The organism is Rariglobus hedericola (assembly GCF_007559335.1).
Taxonomy (GTDB): domain Bacteria; phylum Verrucomicrobiota; class Verrucomicrobiia; order Opitutales; family Opitutaceae; genus Rariglobus; species Rariglobus hedericola.
Map to the genome: position 1 here is coordinate 12,032 of NZ_VMBG01000004.1, position 21,057 is coordinate 33,088.

Consider the following 21,057-nt stretch of genomic DNA (forward strand, 5'->3'; position numbering starts at 1 on the left):
CGTCGAGGGTTTCGAGTTGTAGAAAGGTTAATGGGGTAACGCCGCGCCCGAGGGGGTGTCAAGTGCGCGGGCGAGGGGCCGACTCGGCGCTTGCACTCGCCCGTCCTGCTTTCGACACTGGCCGATTAAACCTCTATGAAACAACGCACGCTCGCGCGCGCCGTGTCCATCCAAGGCACCGGCTTGCACACCGGCAATGCCGTCACCCTGACTTTCAAGCCCGCGCCGATTGACCACGGCGTCGTGTTCAAGCGCATGGACCTCAACGGGCAACCCGAGGTCAAGCCGCGCATCGAGTTGATCGGCGACCTCGTGCGCAACACCACGGTGCAGGACGGCCACACCAAGATCCATCTGGTCGAACACGTGCTCAGCGCCCTGAGCGGCTGCGGCATCGACAACGTGCTCGTGGAAATCGACTCCGCCGAACCGCCGATCATGGACGGTTCCGCGAAACCCTTCGTTAACCTCATCCTCGAGGGCGATCCCATCGAACAGGACAAGGACCGCGAATACTTCATTCTCGAGGAAGCGGTTTCCGTCACACGCGGCAACTCGTCGGTCATCGCGCTGCCGTGCGACGAGCTCAAGATCACCTGCACTTCCGCCGACGACCGCGGCATCCACACGCAGCATCTCACGCTCACGATCGACCCCGACGTTTACATGACGCAGGTCGCCGCCTCGCGCACGTTCACCGTTTACGAAGACATCGAGGAGCTGCTTAAGCTCGGCAAGATCAAGGGCGGTTCGCTCGATTGCGCCGTCGTCATCAAGGGCGACAAGATCCTCTCCAAAGAGGGCCTGCGCTTTAAGGACGAATTCGTCCGCCACAAGATCCTCGATATCATCGGCGACATCGTGCTGCTCGGCATGCCGCTCAAGGCGCACATCATCGCCACGCGTCCCGGCCACGCGATCAACGCCGAGCTCACCAAGCTCCTCTTCGCCAAGCTCGAAGAGAAACGCAAAGGCCCGAAGAAAAAGCCGCGTCCGTCCAAGGTTCTCCCGACCGAGACCGAATTGGATATCCGCCGCATCCTCGACACGCTCCCGCACCGTTATCCGTTTGTGATGATCGACCGCGTGATGGAATTCATCGGCGAGGACGAGCTCGTCGCGATCAAGAACGTCACCATCAACGAGCCGTTTTTCCAAGGTCACTTCCCCGGCAATCCCGTCATGCCCGGCGTGCTTCAGCTGGAGTCGATGGCGCAGGCCGCCGGCATTCTCATGCTTCGTCGCGGCAGCAGCGAAGGGAAGACCTCCCTCTTCATGAGCGCCGACAAGGTCAAGTTCCGCAAGCCCGTGCGCCCCGGCGACCAGATCATCATCAACGCCAAGCTCACCAAGTCCCGCGGCGACAAACTCGCCCAGGCTGCCTGCGTCTGCACCGTGGACGGCTCGGTGGTGTCTTCGGCCGAACTGATGTTCGCGATCCTGAACAGCAGCGAGGTCGATTGATCGAACCCATGTCCGCACGCATCCACCCCACTGCGGTGATTGAAGACGGTGCCGAACTCGGTGCCGACGTTGAGATCGGCGCCTTCGCGTTTGTCGGCGCCGGTGTGCGGCTGGGTGCGCGCACGCGCCTGCACCACCACGCATCGGTCGAGGGCAACACCCACCTCGGCGAGGCGTGTGAGATTTTCCCTTACGCCAATATCGGGGCGAAGACGCAGGACTTGAAATACAAGGGCGGCAACCCCGGCGTGCGCATCGGTGCGCGCAACGTGTTCCGCGAATACGTCACCGTTCATGCCGCGACCAACGATGGCGACATGACCGTCCTGGGGGATGACAACACGATCCTCGCCTACGGCCATATCGCGCACGATTGCGTGCTCGGCAGCCACATCGTGACGAGTAACTCGGTGATGCTCGCGGGTCATGTGATCATCGAGGATCATGTCGTGATCGGCGGCGGCGGCGGCGTGCACCAGTTCTGCCGCGTGGGCGCGCACGCGATGCTCTCGGCCATGGCCAAGCTCGTGCAGGACCTGCCGCCCTTCTTCATTGCCGACGGCATGCCGGCCTTGGTGCGTGCTTACAACAAAGTCGGCCTCGAGCGTCGTGGTTATACCCAGGAGCAACTGGATCGCGTCCGTCACATCTACCGCGTGCTCTATCGCGACGGCCTCAACCGCTCGCAGGCCTTGGAAAAAATGGCCGCTCACCCCGAGGCGCAGACCGAAGAGTTTCAGCGCGTCCTCGCCTTCGCCGCCAAGAGCGAACGCGGCATCGTCCCAGGCGCCTGAACCGACGGTTATTGCAGGATTTTTCCGACCGGCTGACGCAGGGCGAAACTGATCGGCACCACGGACAGCACGGCGCCGATCAGGAGCCAGCGCAACTGGTGCCAGAGCTCGGGCCACAGGTAAGGATCAAGCAGCCTGCGATCCAGCAAACCCGGTTCAAAGCCGGCGAACCCGAAGAGCCAGCCATGGAGGTTGATGGCGATCAGATGTGCGCCGGCTCCCGCCAGGGCGAGCAGGATGACCGCTTCCACGACGTAGCGCAGGAACACGATCACGGCAGGGGCTCCGAAACTGCGCAGCAAGGCGACAATGTATCGGTTTTGTCGATACTCTAGGCCGGCGATGGCGCCGAACACCAGCGCGAGGACCACGCCACCGGCGAGGCCGGCGGCGGCCTGGGTGCGCTCGCGGGTGACATTCAGTTTGTTGATTTCGGCGAGCAATGCTTCGGGGCTTTGCAGCTGGGCGGTGTCACGATGCTCGACCACGAGGAGCGTTCGCACGGCTTCGGCGAGAGCGCCGACGGCCTCGGGTTGGTTGGGGTCGGCCAAAAGCAGGCAGAATTCCAGGTGTCCCTGGCGAAACCAGTGCGCGGCCTGCTCGTCGGGCAGGATCAGCAGAGGATTTAACAGTGGCAGGCGGTCGAGCCAGGCGGGCGGGGCGACCGTGACGACTTCGCGCACCACGCCGTCGAGTTCGATCTCGTGGGTGATGCCGGCCGGCAGATCGCGGGTGACATGGTGGATGCCGGACGGCGGCACGCTTGCCAATGCAGGGGCCAGCGCGGCGTGCGTTGCGCGACCATAGGCGAGCACGAGGCAGTCTCCTCGCAAAGGATCGCGGGCGACCACGAGCAGTTGGCGGAAGGCGAGAAGCTCGGCCCGTGCACCGAGCGGGGCGAGGATTTCGCCGAGCGGTGCACGATCTACGCGGTCGGGGCCGGACACCTCGGTGATGAGCAACGTGCCCGCACCGAGGCGGGCGACGCGCGTTTCGAGCGAGCGTCCGGCCAGGATGAAGCCGGCTTGGGCGAAGAGCAGCAGCGCGGCCAGCAACACGCCCACGAGGAGGCGGGCCAACACGGTGCCGGGATGCTCAAGCCAGCGCGACCAGATGTCTTTCGACAGGTAGAAAGCGATTAAAGTCCAGGCCTTCATGTGGGAGGTCGGAGAGACGTTGATCGTGCGTGGCGACGAGGCACACGCAGGCGGGCGGGAGGTGGCTGCCGAGAAGTTTCATGATGACGCGGCAGTTGAGGTCATCGAGGCCGGAGGTAGGTTCGTCGAGCAGGAGGACGGTGGGTTCTTTGATGAGGGCGCGGGCGATGGCGGCGCGTTGTTGTTGTCCGCCGGATAGCGTGGAGGGCAGCCGGTCGGCGAAAGCGTCGAGCCCGAGCAAGGCCAGGTATTTGTCGGTGCGTGCGTGCACGTCGGTGCGGGACAGGCCGGCGAGGGTGCCGACGAGTTCCAGATTGCGGCGCAGGCTGGCGAGCGGGAGGAGGTTGAGTTGCTGAAAAACGAAGCCGAGCGAATGGCGTTGAAACGCGGAGTCGGGCCGGCCGCCGCCGGGGATGGCCAACGTGCCTGAGGTGGGCGCGAGGTAGCCGGCGATGAGCTTGAGCAACGTGCTTTTCCCGCAACCCGAGAACCCTTTGACCAAGGTAAGACCGGGAGCAAAACGGGCATCAAAATGTTCCAGCACGCGCGTCTTCCCATAGCCAAAGCCAAGGTCACGACAGATAATCTCAGCAGATACTCCGTTCATGAATAAAACGGTTTTTTAGATTTCATAAAATCAACGTGAAAAGAGGGAAAGGCAGGTTTGTAACTTAATAAGTTACAAATTGGGTTGGGTAAAAAAGGGTGTGTGCAGGAGGGAGGGGAAGTGCGGGAGGGGAGTTTTCAGGGGGAGATGGCCAGGTGGGTTTCACCGAGGGCGAGCAGGCGGGCGCCGGGAATGACGGCGGCGACACCGGCTTCCCAGCCGGCGTCGCGGAAGGCGGCGGGGGCGGCGAGGATGAGATCAATCTTGGGTATGATGCGGGCGGGTTCGTTCAGGTTGAGCACGAGCTGCATCATCACCTGGCCACCGGTCAGCGGGCGGGCGGCGGCGCGGTGGATTTCGGGGAATTGGAAGACGTAGACCAGTTCTTCGCGTCCGGAGGTTTCCTGCACGAGACTGCGTTGGAACGAGGAGGTGAGCGGCTTGCGTCCTCGTCCGGCGTAGCGGAGTTGAAGCTGGGATGGATCGATGACACGCCACTCGGTGCGGCGGATAGGCACACGGGCTTGAATCGCGGAGAAGTCCTGGATGAGCGCGAGATCGGCACCGAGGGGAACGCGCAGGGGTTTTCCGTTAGCGGGCGGCGGAGGAATGAGCGACACTTCGCCGTCGAAGGGCAGGGCCAGGCGGAATTCGCCGAGGCGTTGGGCGACTTCGATTTCCTGGGCTTTTAATTTGAGTTCGAGGGCGCGCTGTTCGAGTTCGTTTTCACGCGGAGTGCCGGCGTAGAGCAGCACATCGTCGATCAACGCGAGCTGGGTTCGCAGGCGTGTGGCCAGCGCGGTGATCTCCTGGGTGCCGAGCGCGGATTTGGCGGGCGGTTTTGATTCACCGGGTGCGGTCATCAGAGACTCGCTTGCGTAGAGTTCGGCCAGCGTGGGGTCTTCGGCGATACGGGTGAGCATGCCGGCCTGTCGTTCGAGCTCGGCCCGGCGTTCGGCGAGTTCGGCTGCGGTGCGGGCGAGGTCGAGGCGCAGCTTGGGGGTTTCTTTTTCCGTGAGGAGTGTGCGGGCGAGGGCGACGGCTTCGCTTTCGAGCTGGAGGCGTTCGGGGTCGAATTCGCCCCAGATGGTTCCCTCGGGCAGGCGGGTGCCGGCGGCGGGCAGGTGGAGCGTCAACAAGCCCTCGGTGGGGGATTTGACGCGGACGCTTCGTATGGGGTGCACGTCGGCCGGGAGTTGAGCCAGGACGAGTTCCGATGCGGTCGGGTAACGGGAGACATCGAAGGTGGCGAATGCAGCAGTAACAAAGGCGCAGGACAGGGTGGCGAGAGTGGCGAGGCGCATGGTCAGGATTGGGGGGACGCGGTCCAGTCGGGGCGCGTCCAGCGGGTTTCATCGAGTAGCCAGAAGAGGTGTTCGAGGCGGGCGCGTTCGAGGAGGAGAGTGGTGCGCTGTTCGTCGAGACGGAGCAGGCGGTCGAGGTTTTGGCGGACGCTTTCGGGCGATTGGGTGAGCGGGAGCGTGCGCAGACCCTGGAGGCGTAGTTCGGCGATGCGCAGGCGGCGGGATGTGAGCGTGAGGGCGTCGCGAGAGGCGGAGAGGCGCTGCAACGTCTGGTCGAGCTGCTCGGCCATGCGGGCGAACTGGAGATCGCGTTGGCGACGGGTTTCGCGGAGCTGGCGGGAGATGTTGCCCTGAATATCGATGGGGACGGTGGAGTTGGCCGAGAAGAGGACCTGATCGACATCCCAGTTTGTGGTGGTGCCGCCGTTGTTTTGATAGAGGGGCGGACTGGAAAGGCTGAGGCGGATGTCCGGCCAGTATTGGAGTTTTACACCGCGCTCGCGCAGGTAAACAGCTTCGATGTCGAGGGCCTGGAGTTGGCGAAAAAGTTCGCCGTAGCGCGTCGTGTCGGCGAACTCGGGGAGCTTTTCGGAGTAGTCGAGCGCAGGCAGGTCGGAGAGGTCGGGCTGCCAGAGGCGGGTGTTGTCGCCGATGAGCTGGGAGAGGGCGAGCTGCAGGGCGTCGGTCTCGGTGCGAAGCGCATAGAGAATGGATTCACGCTCAATGCCGCGCGGGTCGGCCTCAAGACCGGCGAGGGGCGAGGCCGCGGTTTCCCATTGGAGCGAGGCGAGCAGGCTGCGGCGGCGGGTGACGAGAAGGTCCGCGCGCAGAAAAGCCTCGCGGAGCTGGACGGTGAGTTCGCGCTCTTTGAGTTCGCAGGTCCAGCCGGCGCGGAGAAGTTCAAGCTGCGAAGCATAGTGGCGCAGGCGCAGCTGGATAAGGCCGGGGACGTTGATGTAGCCAAAAGCCGAATACGCGAGATCGGAGCGGGATAGGTTGGCGAGGTCGGTGACGGAACGGGACAGGCTGGCGGAGAGGTTGGCTCCGGGAAGCAGATCTTTGAAAACCTGGCGGGCGTTTTCCTCTGCGCTGACGACGGCGAGGCGGGCGGCGCGGAGTTCGAGGTTGTTTTTTCGAAGGGAGGCGAGGGCGTCGGTGAAGACGAGCGGCGCGGGTGCAAGGGTTTCACTGCGACCGGCGGCTTCGCGGTAGGCTTCGGCGCGGTCAGCGGTGCGTCGGGCGACGTTGTCACGTGCGGACTGGCATCCGGCGGCAAAGACGAACAGCGCAAGCGATGCGAAGGCGAAGGGACGAGGAGGACGCAATGTGTGGGAAGTGAAGCGAGCTAAAACACCCTCCGCCCGGGAGGACGGAGGGTGTTGGGATAAAAACTATCGCAGTTGTCGGGTTACTCGGCGGGGACCGGCGTGAAGGTGTAGGTGACCTGGGTGGTTTTTACGGAAGGCGTCACCTGATTGCGGACAATGTAAATAGAGACGTTGGTGGGTGCGTTGGTGGTGGTATTCTTGCTGATGGTAACCGTATTGGTGCCAAGCGGATTGCCGGTGAGCACCTGGACGTAGGTGACCGCGGTGATGTCGGCGGCGGAGTAGGGGATGACCATGAGGGAATCGCCGACGATGAGATCACCGTTGTTGGCGATCTCGAATTTCAGCTGGCCGGTTTCGGGGACGTTCGGGGTAGACAGGTGTGGCGTGGAAGGCACCGTGTCAGGGCCGGTTTTGGTGTTCAAAGTGGCGTAAAAAATCGAACCAGCGACGAACTTGCCGTCGCCATCGACGGAGACGCTGCCACCACCACCTTCGTCGGCACGGTCGTTATATTGACCGTAGAAGGCGACGGACGAGGCGGAGTAGGGGCCCTGGACGTTGATTTCGTTGAGACCGCCGCCGACGGCTTGGGAGACGGCCCACCAGATGGAGCCGTCCTTGAAGAGCCACTCGAGGGTGTTGCCGTTATAGAAAACAGGATCGGTCAGCGTGCGGCCGTTGAAGGCGAGCGTGCGTGCGCCGATGGTGAAGGTGGTTTCGGTTCCGTCGGCGGGAACGCCCGAGATGGCGGTGGTTTCGCTCTTGTGGAACGTCAGCACATGCGAGCCCTGCATCGCGGAAGGAATGTCGGCCGCGCGGGTTTCGCCGGTGCTGCCGCCACCACTCGGTGCGGGTTGATAGGCGGTGATCGTGCCGGTGACGGTCACGGGGTAGCTTTGGCCGCCCGAACGTGCGGTGAAGCCGGTGACGTTGGTGCCGTTTCGGGTGAAGCTGGAGATATCCAAAACGATGGGATCGGTGATACCGGTGACGTTCATGGTCAGGGTGCCCTGCGTGAACGAGGCGTTGGGCGTGTAGGTATAGGTGCCGGCGGTGGCGACGGCCGCGGCGGGAAACGGCGAACCCACTTCCGTGTTGAGGTAGGTGAGGGTGTTTCCTGCGAGGAAATTGACCGTCGGGTTAAACGAGATCGAAGCTCCGGAAAATGCTCCGGCACCGGAGGGACCGGTCGCGGCACCGTTGCTGTCGCTGTCGTTGCAACCGGAGAAGGCGAGAGCCAAGAGGCCCGTGACCAAGCCGGCGAAGAGTGATTTGATATGTTTTTTTGTGTGCATGGGCAGAGGAAGGAAGTGTGTCGGGCATGCGGCGATTGATGCCGGCATGCGCATATTAAATGTAACGCTCTGGCATTGACTTGGGTATCCCCTGTTCAGGGTATATAGGGTGAAACCCCTTGAAAACCGGCTGCGGATAATTGTCCTGAACGCTGTGAATTTTGGTAATCACCACGCGAAGACTCACCTATGAATGATATGACGATGTCGTTGAATCCGAGGGCGCGTAAATCCGCAGGTGGAGGTCGCGGAGAATGAGAACGAGTTTGTTTCCGCCCGGCAGATTGTTGGGCGCGGTGGTGCTGTATGCATTGTTAACCGGTGTGGTGGTCACCTTGCTGGCTGTGCACCGTCCGTGGCTGGGACTGACGCTTTCATTTGATGGCGAAGCGGGAGCCGCGGTGGTGACCAAGGCGGCGGGGCCTTCGGCGGCGATCCCGGTGGGCACGGCGTTCACGGAGGTTTCGGCGGAAGGGCACGGACGGCTGCGCCTGGTGGCCCGCGATTTTATTCCGGAGACGGACGGGGTTCTGGAAACCTACGAAATCTACGACGCTTTTTTGAGCAAACAGAGCGCGCTGGCCGCGATCCAGTCCGCGCCGCTGGTGACGTTCACCGATGTCAACGGCCGCGACTGGCCGGTGAATCCCCGGGCGGCACGTCCCATCGGATCGTTGCCCCCGGAGTTTTGGGTGCAGCTGGCGGTGGGTGTGATTGCGTGGCTGATTGCCGGAGGCGTGTGGGTGTTCCGTCGCTCGGAGATGAGTGCGCGCTATCTGCTGTTGAGCGGTTGGAGCACGGCGGTCTTCGCTCCGCTGCCGGCAGTTTATTCGACGCGTGAACTGGGTTTGCCGGGCGAACTTTTCCGCTGGCTGAGCGATTTGAACTTCATGGGCGGGAGCCTGTTTGCGGGCACGATGGTGGCGCTGCTGTTGTGTTATCCGCGCAGGATCGGGCCGGTCTGGCTGCCGATGGTTTTGGTGCTGGTGCAGTTCGGCTGGTTCATCGCGCAGCAAGTGGGGGTGTTTGAATCAATGATTTTTGCGCGCCGGATGCTGGTCATGGTGTATGTGGCGGCGACGTTCGTGCTGGCCGCGGTGCAATGGCGGGGCACGCGGCGAGATCCGGTCGGCCGCGCCGCGCTGCGTTGGTTTTTATTGTCGTGGCTGGTGGGCAGCGGGGTGTTCTGTCTGCTGATCCTGCTTCCGCAGATGTTCGGTTTTGATACGACGAGTGTGCAGGGATATTCGTTTTTGTTGTTTGTGCTGGTTTATGTCGGACTGGCTTTTGGAATCCTGCGCTTCGGCCTGTTCGGCCTGGATGCGTGGTGGGTGCATATCGTCACCTGGATCGGCGCGCTGCTGATGCTGGTGGTGCTCGACCTGTTGTTTTTGCTTCAGCTGCACCTGTCCTCGAGCATGTCCATGAGTCTGTCGCTGCTCATCTGCGGCGTGGTGTGGCTGCCCTTGCGAGGGTTCATGGCCAACCGGTTTTTATCCCGTCCGAAGCGCAACCGCCAATATGCCTTCAAGGCGGTTGTCGACGTGGCGCTCACTCCGCACGCGGGATCGCGCGAGGATCTATGGAAGCAATGCCTGCGGGATAATTTTGACCCGCTGCATATTGTGGCCGCGCCCTATCCGGGGCTGGAGCCCGCGGTCGTGGACGACGGCCTGGCCTTGTTGATTCCGCCGGTCGGCGACCTTATGGCCTTGCGGTTGGAATATGGCCGCGGCGGGCGGGCGTTGTTTACACCGAGGGATCTGGAAGTGGCCGGTGAATTGATCGGCATGCTGCGTCACGTCATCGAGAGCCGCCATGCTTACGAGAAGGGGGTGTATGTGGAGCGCGGCCGGATCGCGCGCGACATTCACGACAACATCGGTGCACAACTCCTAAGCGCCCTGCACAGTCGTGAAGAAGGACATCGCGACGACGTCCTGCGCGGAGCCCTGGCCGATCTGCGCGGCATCATCAACGATGCATCCAATCCCGGTTTATCGGTGGACGAGGCTCTGGCGGACCTGCGTTATGAGACCGCCGGACGGCTCTCGGCGGGAGGGGTTGAGCTGGACTGGAAGGTGGATGATGCGGTTCAAGGAACCGGATTGCCGGCCAAGACGATGCATGCGCTCAGACCTTTGATCCGCGAGGCGGCCAGCAATGTCATCAAACACGCCCGTGCAAAGCGGGTGGGGGTGAAAATCCTGCGGGATGCGGACAGCCTCACGGTGAGCATCGAAGACGATGGCAACGGCTTTGATCGTTCGCTTGTCATGCGCGGCAACGGGCTGGGCAACATGGCGACCCGGGTCACGGCACTGAACGGGCACATTGACTGGTCCGCTGGCGGCGACGGGCAGGGCACGAGGGTGACATTCCGGTTTCCGCTTAATTCCGAAAAGGAGCCGCCATGCGACGCGTCTTGATTGTTGAGGATGTTTGCGAGACGCGGGTGTGGCTGCGTGAGCTCGTGCTCGCGGCTTTCCCTGAAAGCAGTGTGGACGAAGCCGGCACGCTGCGCCGGGGATTGGAGCTGTGCGCGAAGAACGCTTACGATCTCGCGGTGGTGGATCTCGGACTTCCCGACGGCTCGGGCCTGGGGGTGCTGCGAATGTTGCGTGCGACTCATGCAGCCACGCTTTCCGTGGTCACCACCGTGATGGGCGACGATGCGCACATCGTCACGGCGCTGTCGGCCGGAGCTCAAGGCTACCTCTTGAAAGATCAGCCGCGGGAGATGCTCATCCGGCAGTTGCAGCAAGTGCGGGAGGGGATCCCCGCGTTGTCTCCCCCGGTGGCGCGGCGGATCATGGATCACTTCAAGTTGACGGGACCCTGCGAAGAACCCGACGCAAAACTTACCACGCGGGAGCTGGAGGTGCTGGGGTTGATTGCTCGGGGACTGCGCATCGCCGACGCCGCCTGCGCGCTGGGACTCGCCGAGGGAACCGTGGCCAGCCACATCAAGGCGATTTATCGGAAACTCGGCATCAATTCACGGGCTGAAGCCGCGCTGCATGCCAATCGTATGGGCCTGCTGGGCGCCGAGGGCAGGACATAAAAAAGCCCGGCGGCGTGCCGGGCTTTTTTGTGCAGGCTTACTTCTTTTTATAGACCTCTTTCGGGTCGAAGAGCGGCTGGGAATTGAACGCGAGTTTGAAGTTCGTGCCGGTGGCGGCTTCGTCGAGGCTCTCCAGCTGGCGGTAGAAGCAGCTCTTGTAGCCGTTGTGGCAGGAGGCGTTGGCTGCGCCGGTTTGCTCGACCTTGATGAGGAGCACGTCCTGGTCGCAGTCGGTGTAGAGTTCCTTTACCCACTGGATGTTTCCGGACTCCTCGCCCTTGCACCAAAGCTTGTTGCGGGAGCGGGACCAGTAGGTGGCTTTCTTGGTTGTGAGCGTGTGTTGCAGGGACTCCGCGTTCATGAACGCGAACATGAGGACCTGGCCGGTGGCGATGTCCTGCGTGATGCAGGGGATGAGGCCGTCGGAGCCGAACTTGGGTTGCAGGGTGGCACCGAGTTCGATCTCGGCGGTGTTGGTGCGGGCGGGAAAGGACATGGTCTGAAAAGGAAGTAGTGAGTAGCGAGTAGCGGGTAGTGAGTAGACGAACCGGTAGGCGGGCAAACGCGCGCGGGGCGCGGAGACGGGAGAGGGCGCGAGTCGCGCCTATCAATGTCGTTCGGCCAGCTGGCGGAGGAAGTCGTAGCTGAAGAGGCCGGTTTTGTGGCCGTCGCTGAAATCGAAGCGGATGGCGTAGTTGCCGACGATCTCCCAGCCGAGAACCGTCACGCCGGGGAATTTCTTGGGGCCGTCGCCGCCGTATTGGTTTCCAAGGATGTCGCGCTCGCCGATGTTGGCGGCGCTAGGTGACGCGGCGCGCAAGTCTTCCATCGGGAAATACGACTCCGCACCGTCTTCCCAGACGATGGCGACTTCGTTGCCGATGAGTTGGATGTTGGCGGGCGATTTCACGTGGCGAAGGGGCAACGTGTCACGCGTCGGCGTCGGGCGCAAAATCAAATTTTGGCTCGCCGACATCTAACGGGGCCGGTGGGGTGATGGCTCATGCTCGTCCATACCGTCCTCTTTTACCTGCGCTCTGACCTGACCGACGCGCAGAAACTCGAATTTCGCAACGAAGGCCTGGAGTCGCTACGGCCGATTTCCTGCGTGAAGCAATACTTCGTCGGCGTGCCGGCTTCGATTCCCCCGCGCGCGGTGGTGGATCTGAGCTTCACGTTCTCGATCACGGCGATCTTTGACGATGTCGCCGGCCACAACGAGTATCAGGTTCACCCGACGCACAAGGCGTTCATCGAGCGCTTCAAGAGCTTCTGGACGAAGGTGCAGATTTACGACGCGGAATAATCCGGACGCAAAAAAGCGCCCCTCGGTATAACCAAGGGGCGCGATGGTCGGTGTCGTTCGTTTACGGGATCAGTTTCACGTCATCGAAGAAGAACTGGCCGGTGCTGCCGACCGGAGAACCGGTGGTGCTGATGCGCAGCTTGGTGATGGCTGATTTGTTGACGGCGGCCGTGTTGGTAAAATCGCTCCAGCGCAGGGTGCGGGTTGCGTAGGTTGCCTGCGCGGGCAGGGTGGCGGTCATCGCGGTCGTGCCGTCCATCAGGAGCAACGACCAGGCGGCCGGGCCGGAGTTCTTGTAGGTGATTTTGATGCCGCCCCAGACCAGGATGTCCTCGGCGGGTGACAGCGAATACACCGTCGAGGCGGAGCCGGTCGGGCTGGTGATCGTGTAATCAATCCGGGTGTGCTTGGTGCCTTCCGGAGGCGAACCGGTCGTGACCTCGGTCGAGGTTGTCTGCACCGAGTAAGGATACAGCAGACGGTTGACGGTGTCGTTGTAGAGTGGGCGTGTCGCGGCGATCGAGGTGTCATCGAAGGCGGCCGTGCCGGCGATGAGGCTGTCCCAGTAAAACAGGTTCGCCCAAGCCGACAGCGCCTGCGCCGAGTTGTTGACGGTGAAATACTGGTTGTAGGTCGCGCGCACCTTGGTGGCGATGGTCGGATCGAATTGGGACAACCAGAGCCATGACTTCGTGCCGATCGACGCCGTCTGCGGGCCGCTTCCCTGGACGGTGCCGGAGCCGTCGATGAAGTTGTCCACGTCTTTTGCAGTGGGGTTGTAGAACAAGTTGAACGTCTGAACCAGGCGGGAAACGTGTGACGTGGTGATTCCGTATCCGCCGATACGATACGCCTCCTCGATCAGTGAGAGGGTGACGGCGGCGTGGTTGACGTCCTCAAGTTTGTTGTGGTTGGCCGCGAGATTATCCAAGGGGGCATATTGCCAGACGGCGATTGTCGGGCGGGTGGAGTCGAGCGAGTTCAGGTAGTAATTGATGATGCCCTGGATGTTCGTCTTGTAGGTGGTCGTTCCCGTCAGGCTGTCGTAACCCAGCATCGCCCGGGCGAAGGTGCAGTTGTGGTTCATCGGGGTGATGCCGCTCCAAGTCACCGGAGTGGGTGAAGCGGGGGCGCCGCCGGTCGTCTCATCCCGCCAATATCTGAAGGCCTTGGCCGCGAGCGTGTGCGTGTAGTAGTGGCCGGAGGGTATCAGCTGGGTTGTCTGGATGTCCTTCAGGGAAGGCAGGTGCATATCCAGAGTCTCCTTCACGAGCGGAAGGTAGCCCGTGACGGCGGATGCGTATTGGGGAAAACCGCGGCGGGCCAGTTCGCACCAGAGGATGATGCTTTCGCAGATGCGCCCGTCGATCAACTGCGAGATTTCGCCGAGGCCGTTGCCGCCCAGACGCCGCCAGCCCTTGGCCGGAACGCCGTTGTAGTAGAGATAGTAGGTCGGTGCGGTCCAGTATTCGGGTGTCAGCGTCGTGAAGCGTTTGTCGTCCCGCTTCGAGATCTCGTAGTCGATGATCTCCTTGGAGGTCGCCATGTATTTGGCGTCACCTGTGCACTGGGCCATGGCGACATAGGCCTCGATCCACATGAAGCCGGTCCAGGCAAACGTGTCCTGGTCGGGCAGGTAATTCTGGGACTTCACGGGAACGAAGTTGGCGCCGTAATAGCCAACCATTGCCGAGTCCCACTGCGCCGCCGTGGTGATGGCGGCGGCTCGCGAGACGGAGGTGGCGGTGAACAACAAACTGCATGCGCAAAGCGCACGCCAAACGGTAGCGGTTTTCATGGGGTATGGGGTTGGGTTGAGGATTGAATCCTTCTGCCGCGAAGCCTCGGAAAGACCTCTCGGTAAAACGTTGAATAAAATTACACTCAAATAAATCAATAAAATACTAAAATGGTAAAAACGTGAATAATTTATGCTTAAAAATCGTCATGGTCTAAGATTAAGTTGATGTGATTTTAGCTTATTAACTAGGTAAAATGATGCGTCTAACGCGTCGCGTTGGAGTTAATCAATTATTTACTTGTTTAAGTCACAACAAGTGGGATTCTTGGTTTCAATCTACCCTGACGCGCTTTTCACCCCGAGCCTGCGCTTTGCCTGTGACTCCGTTTACCAATACCCCTTTGAATTTGACTGCCCCCGTTCACGGTCGCCGCGCGCGCGTCGGCCGGCGTAACGCGGGGTTTGCGTTGTTGATCACGATTACGCTGCTCGCGTTCTTGGTTCTGCTGTTGGTGTCGCTCGCTTCGCTCACCCGGGTGGAGACGCAGGTGGCGACCAACTCCCAGAAGATTTCGCAGGCCCGGCAGAATGCGATGCTCGCCCTCAATGTGGCAATCGGGAGCCTGCAAAAACAGGCGGGCCTGGACCAGCGTCTGACGGCCCGCGCCGACCTCACCTCGACCGCCACTTTGCGCCAGCCCTATCTGACCGGTCTGTGGGAGTCCGTCGCCGGTGTGCCGACTTTGCGTTCGTGGTTGGTGAGCGGCAACGAGGGCGCGAATCCACTGAGCCTCACGCCAGCCAACGCACCCGATCCCGCGGTTGCCGCCGGTGCAGACGAGGTTTTTTTGGTGGGTGAGGCCACGGTCGCGACATCGGCGGAGCGGGTGAAGCTGGTTCGCCAGCCCTTGGTCGTGCCGTCGGCGCAAATCCCGGGTTTCGGCTCTGCGGGCGCCGATGTCGTCGTCGGGCATTATGCCTACTGGGTCGGCGATCAGGGCGTGAAAAGCAGTGCCGCCCTCAACGACCAGTCCGATACGCTCAACTACGACGACACGCGACCGGCGGCTGCCGCCATCGCCAACGCCTCCGCCTCCGGCAGCAATTGGACGGCCGACCCCGTCCAGCGCGCCCGTCTCCGCCAATTGTCCCAGCCGCGCCCGCGCAGTGAGAAACAGTTCACGTCGTTTCTGCCCGACTCGGTTGCCCAACTTGCGAACGCGCTCACCTATCAGCAACTCCCGCTCGGTGGCGGCATCACGGCGAACGAAAGCCGCGCGCGGTTTCATGATGCCGCCGCCGTGAATTACGCGGTGTTGGTGGACCACAGCGTCGCCAACGGCGCGTTGCGGCAGGATTTCTCCGACTCCACCCAGACGGCGTCGTCAGCGATCAAGAACTACATCCGCGAACGGCCCGCCACGATCACGGGACTGCAGACGTTTCACGATCAGAAGCAGGCGGAGAGCAAAACCGACACGATCTTCCCCATGTTCTCCAAGGGGCCGGTGCTCACCGAGTGCGCGATCAGGTTTCAGTTTTATCGCAACGGCACGAACCAGCTCGCCCTCAAATACGAAATCCAGGCCGAGCTCTGGAATCCCTATGCGGTCACGATCAACGCGAGCGCAGATCTGAGCCTTCAGTTCACGAATCTCCCGGTCGTCACGGTCACGGTCGGCACCTCTTCATACGCGGTGGATCTGAACGCCCAGCTGCTGCAGGGCAGCACCTACATCCCGATCGTGGCGACGGTGAGCAACAACGCGTCCACGGGCATCACGACGTGGGCTCCCGGACAGATCAGGGTCGTTCGCGGTGGTGGTGGCGGCAACGTTCTCAGCGTGTCCGGCGGAGCGGCCCGCAGCGCGGTCGCGAATGTAGGGACCGCGACTACTCTGGCCACCGCAACGCTTCCGCCCGGCGTCATCCCGGGCGGACTCATCGTGAGCATCCCCGCCATCGACGCCACCGCGGCACCCTTCACCGTCGAGGTGAAAACCAAGGGAAACACGCTCGGTTTTTATCGTCCGGCCATAGCGTTCACCGCGGCAACGGTTTCGCGGGTTCCTCCCGAGGATCTCAGCAGCAACGCCGGATTTCTCTTTGGCTACGCCTACGATTTCCGCGACGAGCCCGCGTATTGGACCGATGGCTCCAGCGGCACCGCGGGCAATCCTCCGCAAGATCCCCGTCGCACCAATCTCGGCGGTGCGTTTTATGATGCGAGCTTTCCGGTGTGGAGCACCGGTCCGGCCGATAATCTTGGTGACATCAACCAGGCGTCCTCGGGTGGTTTTTTTAACGCGGCGAAGCGTTACTCGGCCTTCGACCTCGGCGCGCAGGAGCCGTTTTCCCTGGGCTCGCTCCAGCATGTGATCGGCGAAAAACCCAACATGCTGGGCAACACCTGGGGCGGTGCGGCCAACGACTATTTCGACAAGTATTTCTTCTCCACGATCCCGCGCTGGTTTGCGTGGGATCCCGCCGCGCCTTCACCGCTGCCCAACCGCTACACGGCGCTCTACGTCGCTCCCGGTAGTGCGCTTCCGGCTATCGGTGATTCCAGTCCCGGTGTAACCGACGATTCGTTGCGCGACCGGCTCCATTCCGCGAAGCACCTGCTCATCCGCGGCGCGTTCAATATCAACTCGACCTCGGAGACCGCATGGCGCGCCGTGCTCGGAGGCGTCAAGATTCCCGCCTGGTCCTACGGCGGCGCCAGTCCGTCGGCCGCCGCGCTCGACAACGCCCATTTCCGTTTCAGTGCTTCCGCGCAGGAATTTTCAACCGACCCCGCGCTGGCGCCCACCTCGACCGGCGACCAGGATTTCAATCGTGGCGTGCACGTGTTGACGGATGCGCAGGTCTCCGCGCTTGCGACCAGCGTGGTGAATTCATTGAAAGCCCGTGGCCGGCCGTTCCCCACGCTCGCCAGTTTCGTCAACGCCGGCGTGCTCGCCCAAGCCATCACCGACGCCGGCATCAATCCCGCCGGTGTCCGCGCCTATTCGCCCGGCTGGCTTTCGCAGGCGGATATTCTCACGTCGATCGCGCCGTTTATCACTCCGCGGTCCGACACGTTTGTCATCCGGGCCTACGGAGATGCTGTGAACCCCGTCACCGGTGAAACCGAGGGGCGCGTCTGGTGCGAGGCGATCGTGCAGCGCACGCCGGATCTGACGACGCCCGCCACCGGCACCACCAACGTGATGACCGATCCGCTCGCGCCCAATCCCGCCAAGTATCCCTTCGGCCGAAAATTCCAAATCACCCAATTCCAATGGCTCTCCTCAACCGATATTTGATCCTGTTCGTTCTCAGCGTGGCCACTGCCGCCGGTGTGTCCGCCACACCATCCGCTCCTCGCACTTTTTCGGTGCTCGCCGGTGCGGCCGGCGACTGGGCCAAACTCGACTACGCGCGCAGTCCGTCGGCGATCATCCCACTGGTGCTGGGTCGTCAGGTGCGTTCGCCCGAACAGACGGCGGCGTCCGGCGAGACGTGGGAAGTAGGACGCGCGATCATAGATCCCATCACGGGGATTCCCGCCCGTAAGATCGTCGCCCGCACGACGTGGCCGCAGGGCGTGCGCACCGCGTTGTTTGTGCTGGTTCCCAAACTCGCGCCCGATGCCGAGGGACTGGAATTTGATGTGCTTGCCAGCGACGACAGCCCGACGGCATTTCCGCCCGAGACATTGCGGGTTATCAACGCGACGCCCGCCAATCTCGCCGGGCGCATTGGTGCCGAACAGGTGTCGTTGCCGCCCGGTGTTTCGCGCACCTTTGCCACCACGGCTTTTCTCGCGCCCGATGAAGACCACGATCCCGGCATGCCGGTGGGTCTGGCCGTGCACATGCCGGCGGGCTGGGTCGCGCTCTATGACGCGCCGCTGTCGGTCAGTCCGAATACGCGCGTGCTGGTGATCGTCCTTCCGCCGAAGAATGCAGGCTCGACCCGCATCCAAGTGCGCGCGGTGCATCAGACTCTGCCGCCGCCGGTGACGGGTGTTCCGCTGGTGTCCAATCGCTAGAGCTAAGGCCGGTCTGCTCAATCCCGTAAACGAAAAGGTCTCCCGCGATTCGCGGGAGACCTTTTTCAGCCGGGTATCAAAGGCGCTTGGCCTTATCGTCCGCCCGGTTTGATGGCCGGTGTCTTTGGCAGAACGATGGCCGCTTTCCCAGCGAGCACGCTTTCCGCATAGAGCAGATTGCCCCAGCCGCCCATCGTGAATCCAGAAGGGCCGCCGGTGAAGTAAGTTTCATAGGTGGCCCGCACTTTGACCGCGATGGTCGGGTCAAATTCCGCCAGCCAAAGCCAGGAGGCGAAGCCGATGGCGGTGCGTTCGCCGTAGTTCTTGCGCGGCAGGTCGCCGGGTTTTTTCGGACCGCTGATGTTGAAATACACGTCGTGAGTCGGCTCGTAGTAGAAACCGTGGAACGTCTTCACCAGTCGTTTGACGAGGGCGTCGTCGATACCGTATCCGCCTGCCCGATACGCGGCCTCGACGAGAGAGAGATCGATGGCGGCGTGACCGACATCCTCGATGTCGAACCGGTCCTTGCGGGCCGGATCGTATTCCCAGAGGGCGCGGTCCTTCACGGCGGGGTCGATGGAGTTGAGGAAGAAATTCACGACCAGCTGGACTTTGTCGCGATAGACATCGGTGCCGCGCAGACGCCCGTATCCGAGCATCGCCCGCGCCATGGTCATGCTGTGGTTGAGGGGAATCTGCCCGCTGTAGGTGCGGGGCGCCTCGGAAGCCGGCAGTGTCAGCTCGTTGACATGCCACCAATGACGGAAGCCCCCGGCGGGGCGGGTGGCGCGATAGGTGACTTTTACGGGATCGACCTTGATGACGTCGAAGAACGAGGGGAGATGCATCTCAATGGTCTCCTGCACGCGGTCGAGGTAGCGTTTGACGTCGGCCTCATAGACACCGGGGAAACCCTGGCGCGCGAGTTCGCACCATTGGATGAACATTTCGCAGATGCGGCCGTCGATGAGCACCGACACGCCCTTGGCCGGGGCCGGCCCCGAGCCGCGGCGCCAGCCCTTGGCGGGGGTGCCGCGGTGAAACATGTAGGTGGTCGGCGCGTAGTGGTAGATTGCGTCGAGCGGCTTGTCGGCGAAGCGGATGTCGTCCCGGTTCGTGAGCATGTAGTCGAGGATCTCCCTCGAGTCGTTCATGTATTTGCGGTCGCCGGTCACGCGGGCGAGGGCGAGATAGCCTTCGATGTAACGGGCCGCCTGCCAGGCGTAGTTGTCGTCGTCGGGCAGCCAGGCTTCGCCTTTTACGGGTAAGCCTTTGGGAACCTGGCTGATTTTGAGATCCCAGTCGGCGGGGGTTTTGACGGATTGGGCCGGTAGCGCGGCCGGCCATACGACGGTCAGTGCCAGCGTCAGGACAGGGAAAAGCAGGGAACGGGAAACAAGGGGCATCGGAAGATTTTTGACGGGACGAACAAACGAAAGAAAATCCGGATCAGGCGGCAACTTTTACGGTGCGACGGCGGCGGAGAATGCCTGCGCCCAGAGAAAGCAGACCCGCCGCGGCAGCGTAAGTCGAAGGCTCGGGAATCGCGTTGTAGGACAGCGTGCCGATGCCGGTGGTGCTGTTGTAGTTGAAACTGTAGTTGGGGTTGGCGCTGCCGTTGACCGTAATACCGACGAAGCTGCCGCTGATCGAGGACGGCACGTCGGAGGTGAGGATGTCCAGGGCGAACGAAGACGAGGGCGTGAAGCCGTTGACGAGATTGATCGCGAGCGTGGCGTTGGTGAGAGCCATTTGACTGGACTGCAGCGCGATCACGTCGAACTGGCCGCCGGTGGTGCCACCGATGTCGAAGACCAACGAGGACGTGGTGACGCTGTGGGTAATGTTAAAATCAATGAAGGTGAGCGTCCCGACGGAGGTGAGTCCGGAGCCGTTGGAGCCGTTGCCCGCGGCGATGATACCCGAGTTGGTGAAGATGAGATCGGAGCCGGCGCTGACCTCGTGATCGTAGTTGAGCGAGTCGCTCGTGGTGCTGCCGCGCAATGTTCCCGTGTTGGTGAAGACGGTGACGGCGGTGGAAGCGGTGTTGGTGAGTTTCTCGATCACGCCCGAGCCGGAGACGGCCCAAGTGCCGGAATTCGTAATCGTGCTCGGGCCGCCGCCGCCACGGGAGCTAGTGGTGACTTTGCCGCTTTGGGTGAGGGTGCCGGAATTCGTCAACGCGACACCCGCGCTGCCGATGCCAGCAGCCGAAGTGACGGCCAGCTTAAGGGTGGCGCCCGAGGCGATGGAGGTGGTTCCTTGAAGGGTTGTGGTGACGCTGCCGACGCCGCCGAATGTTCTGGCACTGAAAAACTCCAAGGTGCCCGAGGTCACCGTCAAGGTTGACGCGGCGCCGAAGGTGGCACCGAGGGTCTGTCCGGTGTTGGTGTTGGAGATTTGGGCGATTCCGCCGGAACCCACCGCGACGTTGACCGCGCCGCCAAACGTGAAGGCCGGGGTGGCTGATGCACTGATGCTGCGGATGATCGCGCCATTGTCTGTGAAGTTGAGTCCGGTGTTGATGGCGAAAGCGCCAGTTCCACCGGTGAACTCAATCGTGCCGCCGACATTGACCGTGGTGGTGCCTGCGGTGGGGGCGGCCCAAGTCTGGCTTCCGCTTAGTCCGGTGAGGAGGCCGCCCGAGGCAATCGTGAGGATGTTTGAACTGCCGCTAGTGGCCTGGTCGAAGATGAGGCGGCCGGCATTGGCGGTTTCGCCGTTTTTGATTGTGACCGTGCGTGAGCTGCTGGTGACGTTGCCCAACGTGGCGAAGTCGGCGCTGGTAGGGTAAGCGGACCAGTTGGAAGGGGTCACCCAGTCACCGCTATTATTGGCGTCGCCATTGCCGGTCCAAGTGACGGGCGCGGCGGAAAGCGAGAACGGAGAAAGTGCAGCCAGAAGAGAGGCAACGAGCAACGGGAAGCGGAGGTATTGCGAATTCATGGGGTAAAA

The 21,057-nt window shown here is 62.2% G+C and carries 17 protein-coding genes; 7 read left to right on the plus strand and 10 right to left on the minus strand.

The genetic code is table 11. From position 1 onward, the window contains the following. Positions 1-135 precede the first annotated feature (135 nt). A complete protein-coding gene (locus tag FPL22_RS16645) occupies positions 136-1,464 on the plus strand; it encodes a bifunctional UDP-3-O-[3-hydroxymyristoyl] N-acetylglucosamine deacetylase/3-hydroxyacyl-ACP dehydratase (protein ID WP_144354167.1) in 1,329 nt (442 codons plus the stop codon). Between the two features lie 8 nt (positions 1,465-1,472). Next, positions 1,473-2,258, plus strand: coding sequence for an acyl-ACP--UDP-N-acetylglucosamine O-acyltransferase (gene lpxA / locus FPL22_RS16650; protein WP_144354168.1), 786 nt, complete (start codon positions 1,473-1,475; stop codon positions 2,256-2,258). 8 nt (positions 2,259-2,266) lie between these two features. Here lpxA and FPL22_RS16655 read toward each other — a convergent pair whose 3' ends face one another. The 5 genes from FPL22_RS16655 to FPL22_RS16675 all read right to left on the minus strand — a co-directional run bounded on the left by FPL22_RS16655 (position 2,267) and on the right by FPL22_RS16675 (position 7,952). Next, positions 2,267-3,415, minus strand: a complete 1,149-nt coding sequence (locus FPL22_RS16655) for a hypothetical protein (protein WP_144354169.1) — start codon at positions 3,413-3,415, stop codon at positions 2,267-2,269. Next, the gene (locus FPL22_RS16660; RefSeq protein WP_144354170.1) at positions 3,354-4,022 is read right to left on the minus strand and encodes an ABC transporter ATP-binding protein; all 669 of its coding nucleotides are present in this window, start codon (positions 4,020-4,022) and stop codon (positions 3,354-3,356) included. The genes FPL22_RS16655 and FPL22_RS16660 overlap by 62 nt, the downstream gene beginning before the upstream one ends. Positions 4,023-4,159: 137 nt before the next feature. Further along, on the minus strand, positions 4,160-5,326 hold the full coding sequence (locus FPL22_RS16665; RefSeq protein ID WP_144354171.1) for a hypothetical protein: 1,167 nt from the start codon (positions 5,324-5,326) through the stop codon (positions 4,160-4,162). A 2-nt stretch (positions 5,327-5,328) separates the two neighbouring features. Continuing rightward, positions 5,329-6,651, minus strand: coding sequence for a TolC family protein (locus FPL22_RS16670; protein ID WP_144354172.1), 1,323 nt, complete (start codon positions 6,649-6,651; stop codon positions 5,329-5,331). Between the two features lie 83 nt (positions 6,652-6,734). Then, the gene (locus tag FPL22_RS16675) at positions 6,735-7,952 is read right to left on the minus strand and encodes a hypothetical protein (protein WP_144354173.1); all 1,218 of its coding nucleotides are present in this window, start codon (positions 7,950-7,952) and stop codon (positions 6,735-6,737) included. A gap of 254 nt (positions 7,953-8,206) precedes the next feature. Here FPL22_RS16675 and FPL22_RS16680 point away from each other — a divergent pair, with 254 nt between their 5' ends. Together FPL22_RS16680 and FPL22_RS16685 are read left to right on the plus strand one after the other, a co-directional pair. Further along, complete coding sequence (locus tag FPL22_RS16680; RefSeq protein ID WP_144354174.1) at positions 8,207-10,381, plus strand: sensor histidine kinase; 2,175 nt, start codon at positions 8,207-8,209, stop codon at positions 10,379-10,381. Beyond that, positions 10,366-11,016, plus strand: coding sequence for a response regulator (locus FPL22_RS16685; protein ID WP_144354175.1), 651 nt, complete (start codon positions 10,366-10,368; stop codon positions 11,014-11,016). Before FPL22_RS16680 ends, FPL22_RS16685 begins: the two co-directional genes overlap by 16 nt. A gap of 37 nt (positions 11,017-11,053) precedes the next feature. Here the strand turns inward: FPL22_RS16685 and hisI are convergent, their stop codons facing one another. Both hisI and FPL22_RS16695 read right to left on the minus strand, forming a co-directional pair. Further along, the gene (gene hisI, locus FPL22_RS16690; protein ID WP_144354176.1) at positions 11,054-11,512 is read right to left on the minus strand and encodes a phosphoribosyl-AMP cyclohydrolase; all 459 of its coding nucleotides are present in this window, start codon (positions 11,510-11,512) and stop codon (positions 11,054-11,056) included. Positions 11,513-11,623: 111 nt separating this feature from the next. Further along, on the minus strand, positions 11,624-11,926 hold the full coding sequence (locus tag FPL22_RS16695) for a gamma-butyrobetaine hydroxylase-like domain-containing protein (RefSeq protein ID WP_144354177.1): 303 nt from the start codon (positions 11,924-11,926) through the stop codon (positions 11,624-11,626). 93 nt (positions 11,927-12,019) lie between these two features. On the opposite strand from FPL22_RS16695, the gene FPL22_RS16700 reads away from it, so the two are divergent. Continuing rightward, positions 12,020-12,322 carry a Dabb family protein gene (locus FPL22_RS16700; RefSeq protein WP_144354178.1) on the plus strand — a complete coding sequence of 101 codons (303 nt, stop codon included), beginning with the start codon at positions 12,020-12,022 and terminating at the stop codon, positions 12,320-12,322. A 61-nt stretch (positions 12,323-12,383) separates the two neighbouring features. Here FPL22_RS16700 and FPL22_RS16705 read toward each other — a convergent pair whose 3' ends face one another. Continuing rightward, on the minus strand, positions 12,384-14,120 hold the full coding sequence (locus tag FPL22_RS16705) for a CIA30 family protein (RefSeq protein WP_144354179.1): 1,737 nt from the start codon (positions 14,118-14,120) through the stop codon (positions 12,384-12,386). Positions 14,121-14,464: 344 nt separating this feature from the next. Between FPL22_RS16705 and FPL22_RS16710 the strand changes: the two genes are divergently transcribed. Beyond that, on the plus strand, positions 14,465-17,371 hold the full coding sequence (locus FPL22_RS16710) for a hypothetical protein (RefSeq protein ID WP_162525359.1): 2,907 nt from the start codon (positions 14,465-14,467) through the stop codon (positions 17,369-17,371). Next, a complete protein-coding gene (locus FPL22_RS16715; RefSeq protein WP_144354181.1) occupies positions 17,347-18,099 on the plus strand; it encodes a hypothetical protein in 753 nt (250 codons plus the stop codon). The genes FPL22_RS16710 and FPL22_RS16715 overlap by 25 nt, the downstream gene beginning before the upstream one ends. Before the next feature lie 92 nt (positions 18,100-18,191). Here FPL22_RS16715 and FPL22_RS16720 read toward each other — a convergent pair whose 3' ends face one another. Further along, positions 18,192-19,508, minus strand: a complete 1,317-nt coding sequence (locus FPL22_RS16720) for a hypothetical protein (protein ID WP_144354182.1) — start codon at positions 19,506-19,508, stop codon at positions 18,192-18,194. Positions 19,509-19,551: 43 nt separating this feature from the next. Further along, a complete protein-coding gene (locus tag FPL22_RS16725; RefSeq protein ID WP_144354183.1) occupies positions 19,552-21,048 on the minus strand; it encodes a beta strand repeat-containing protein in 1,497 nt (498 codons plus the stop codon). Positions 21,049-21,057: the final 9 nt, after the last annotated feature.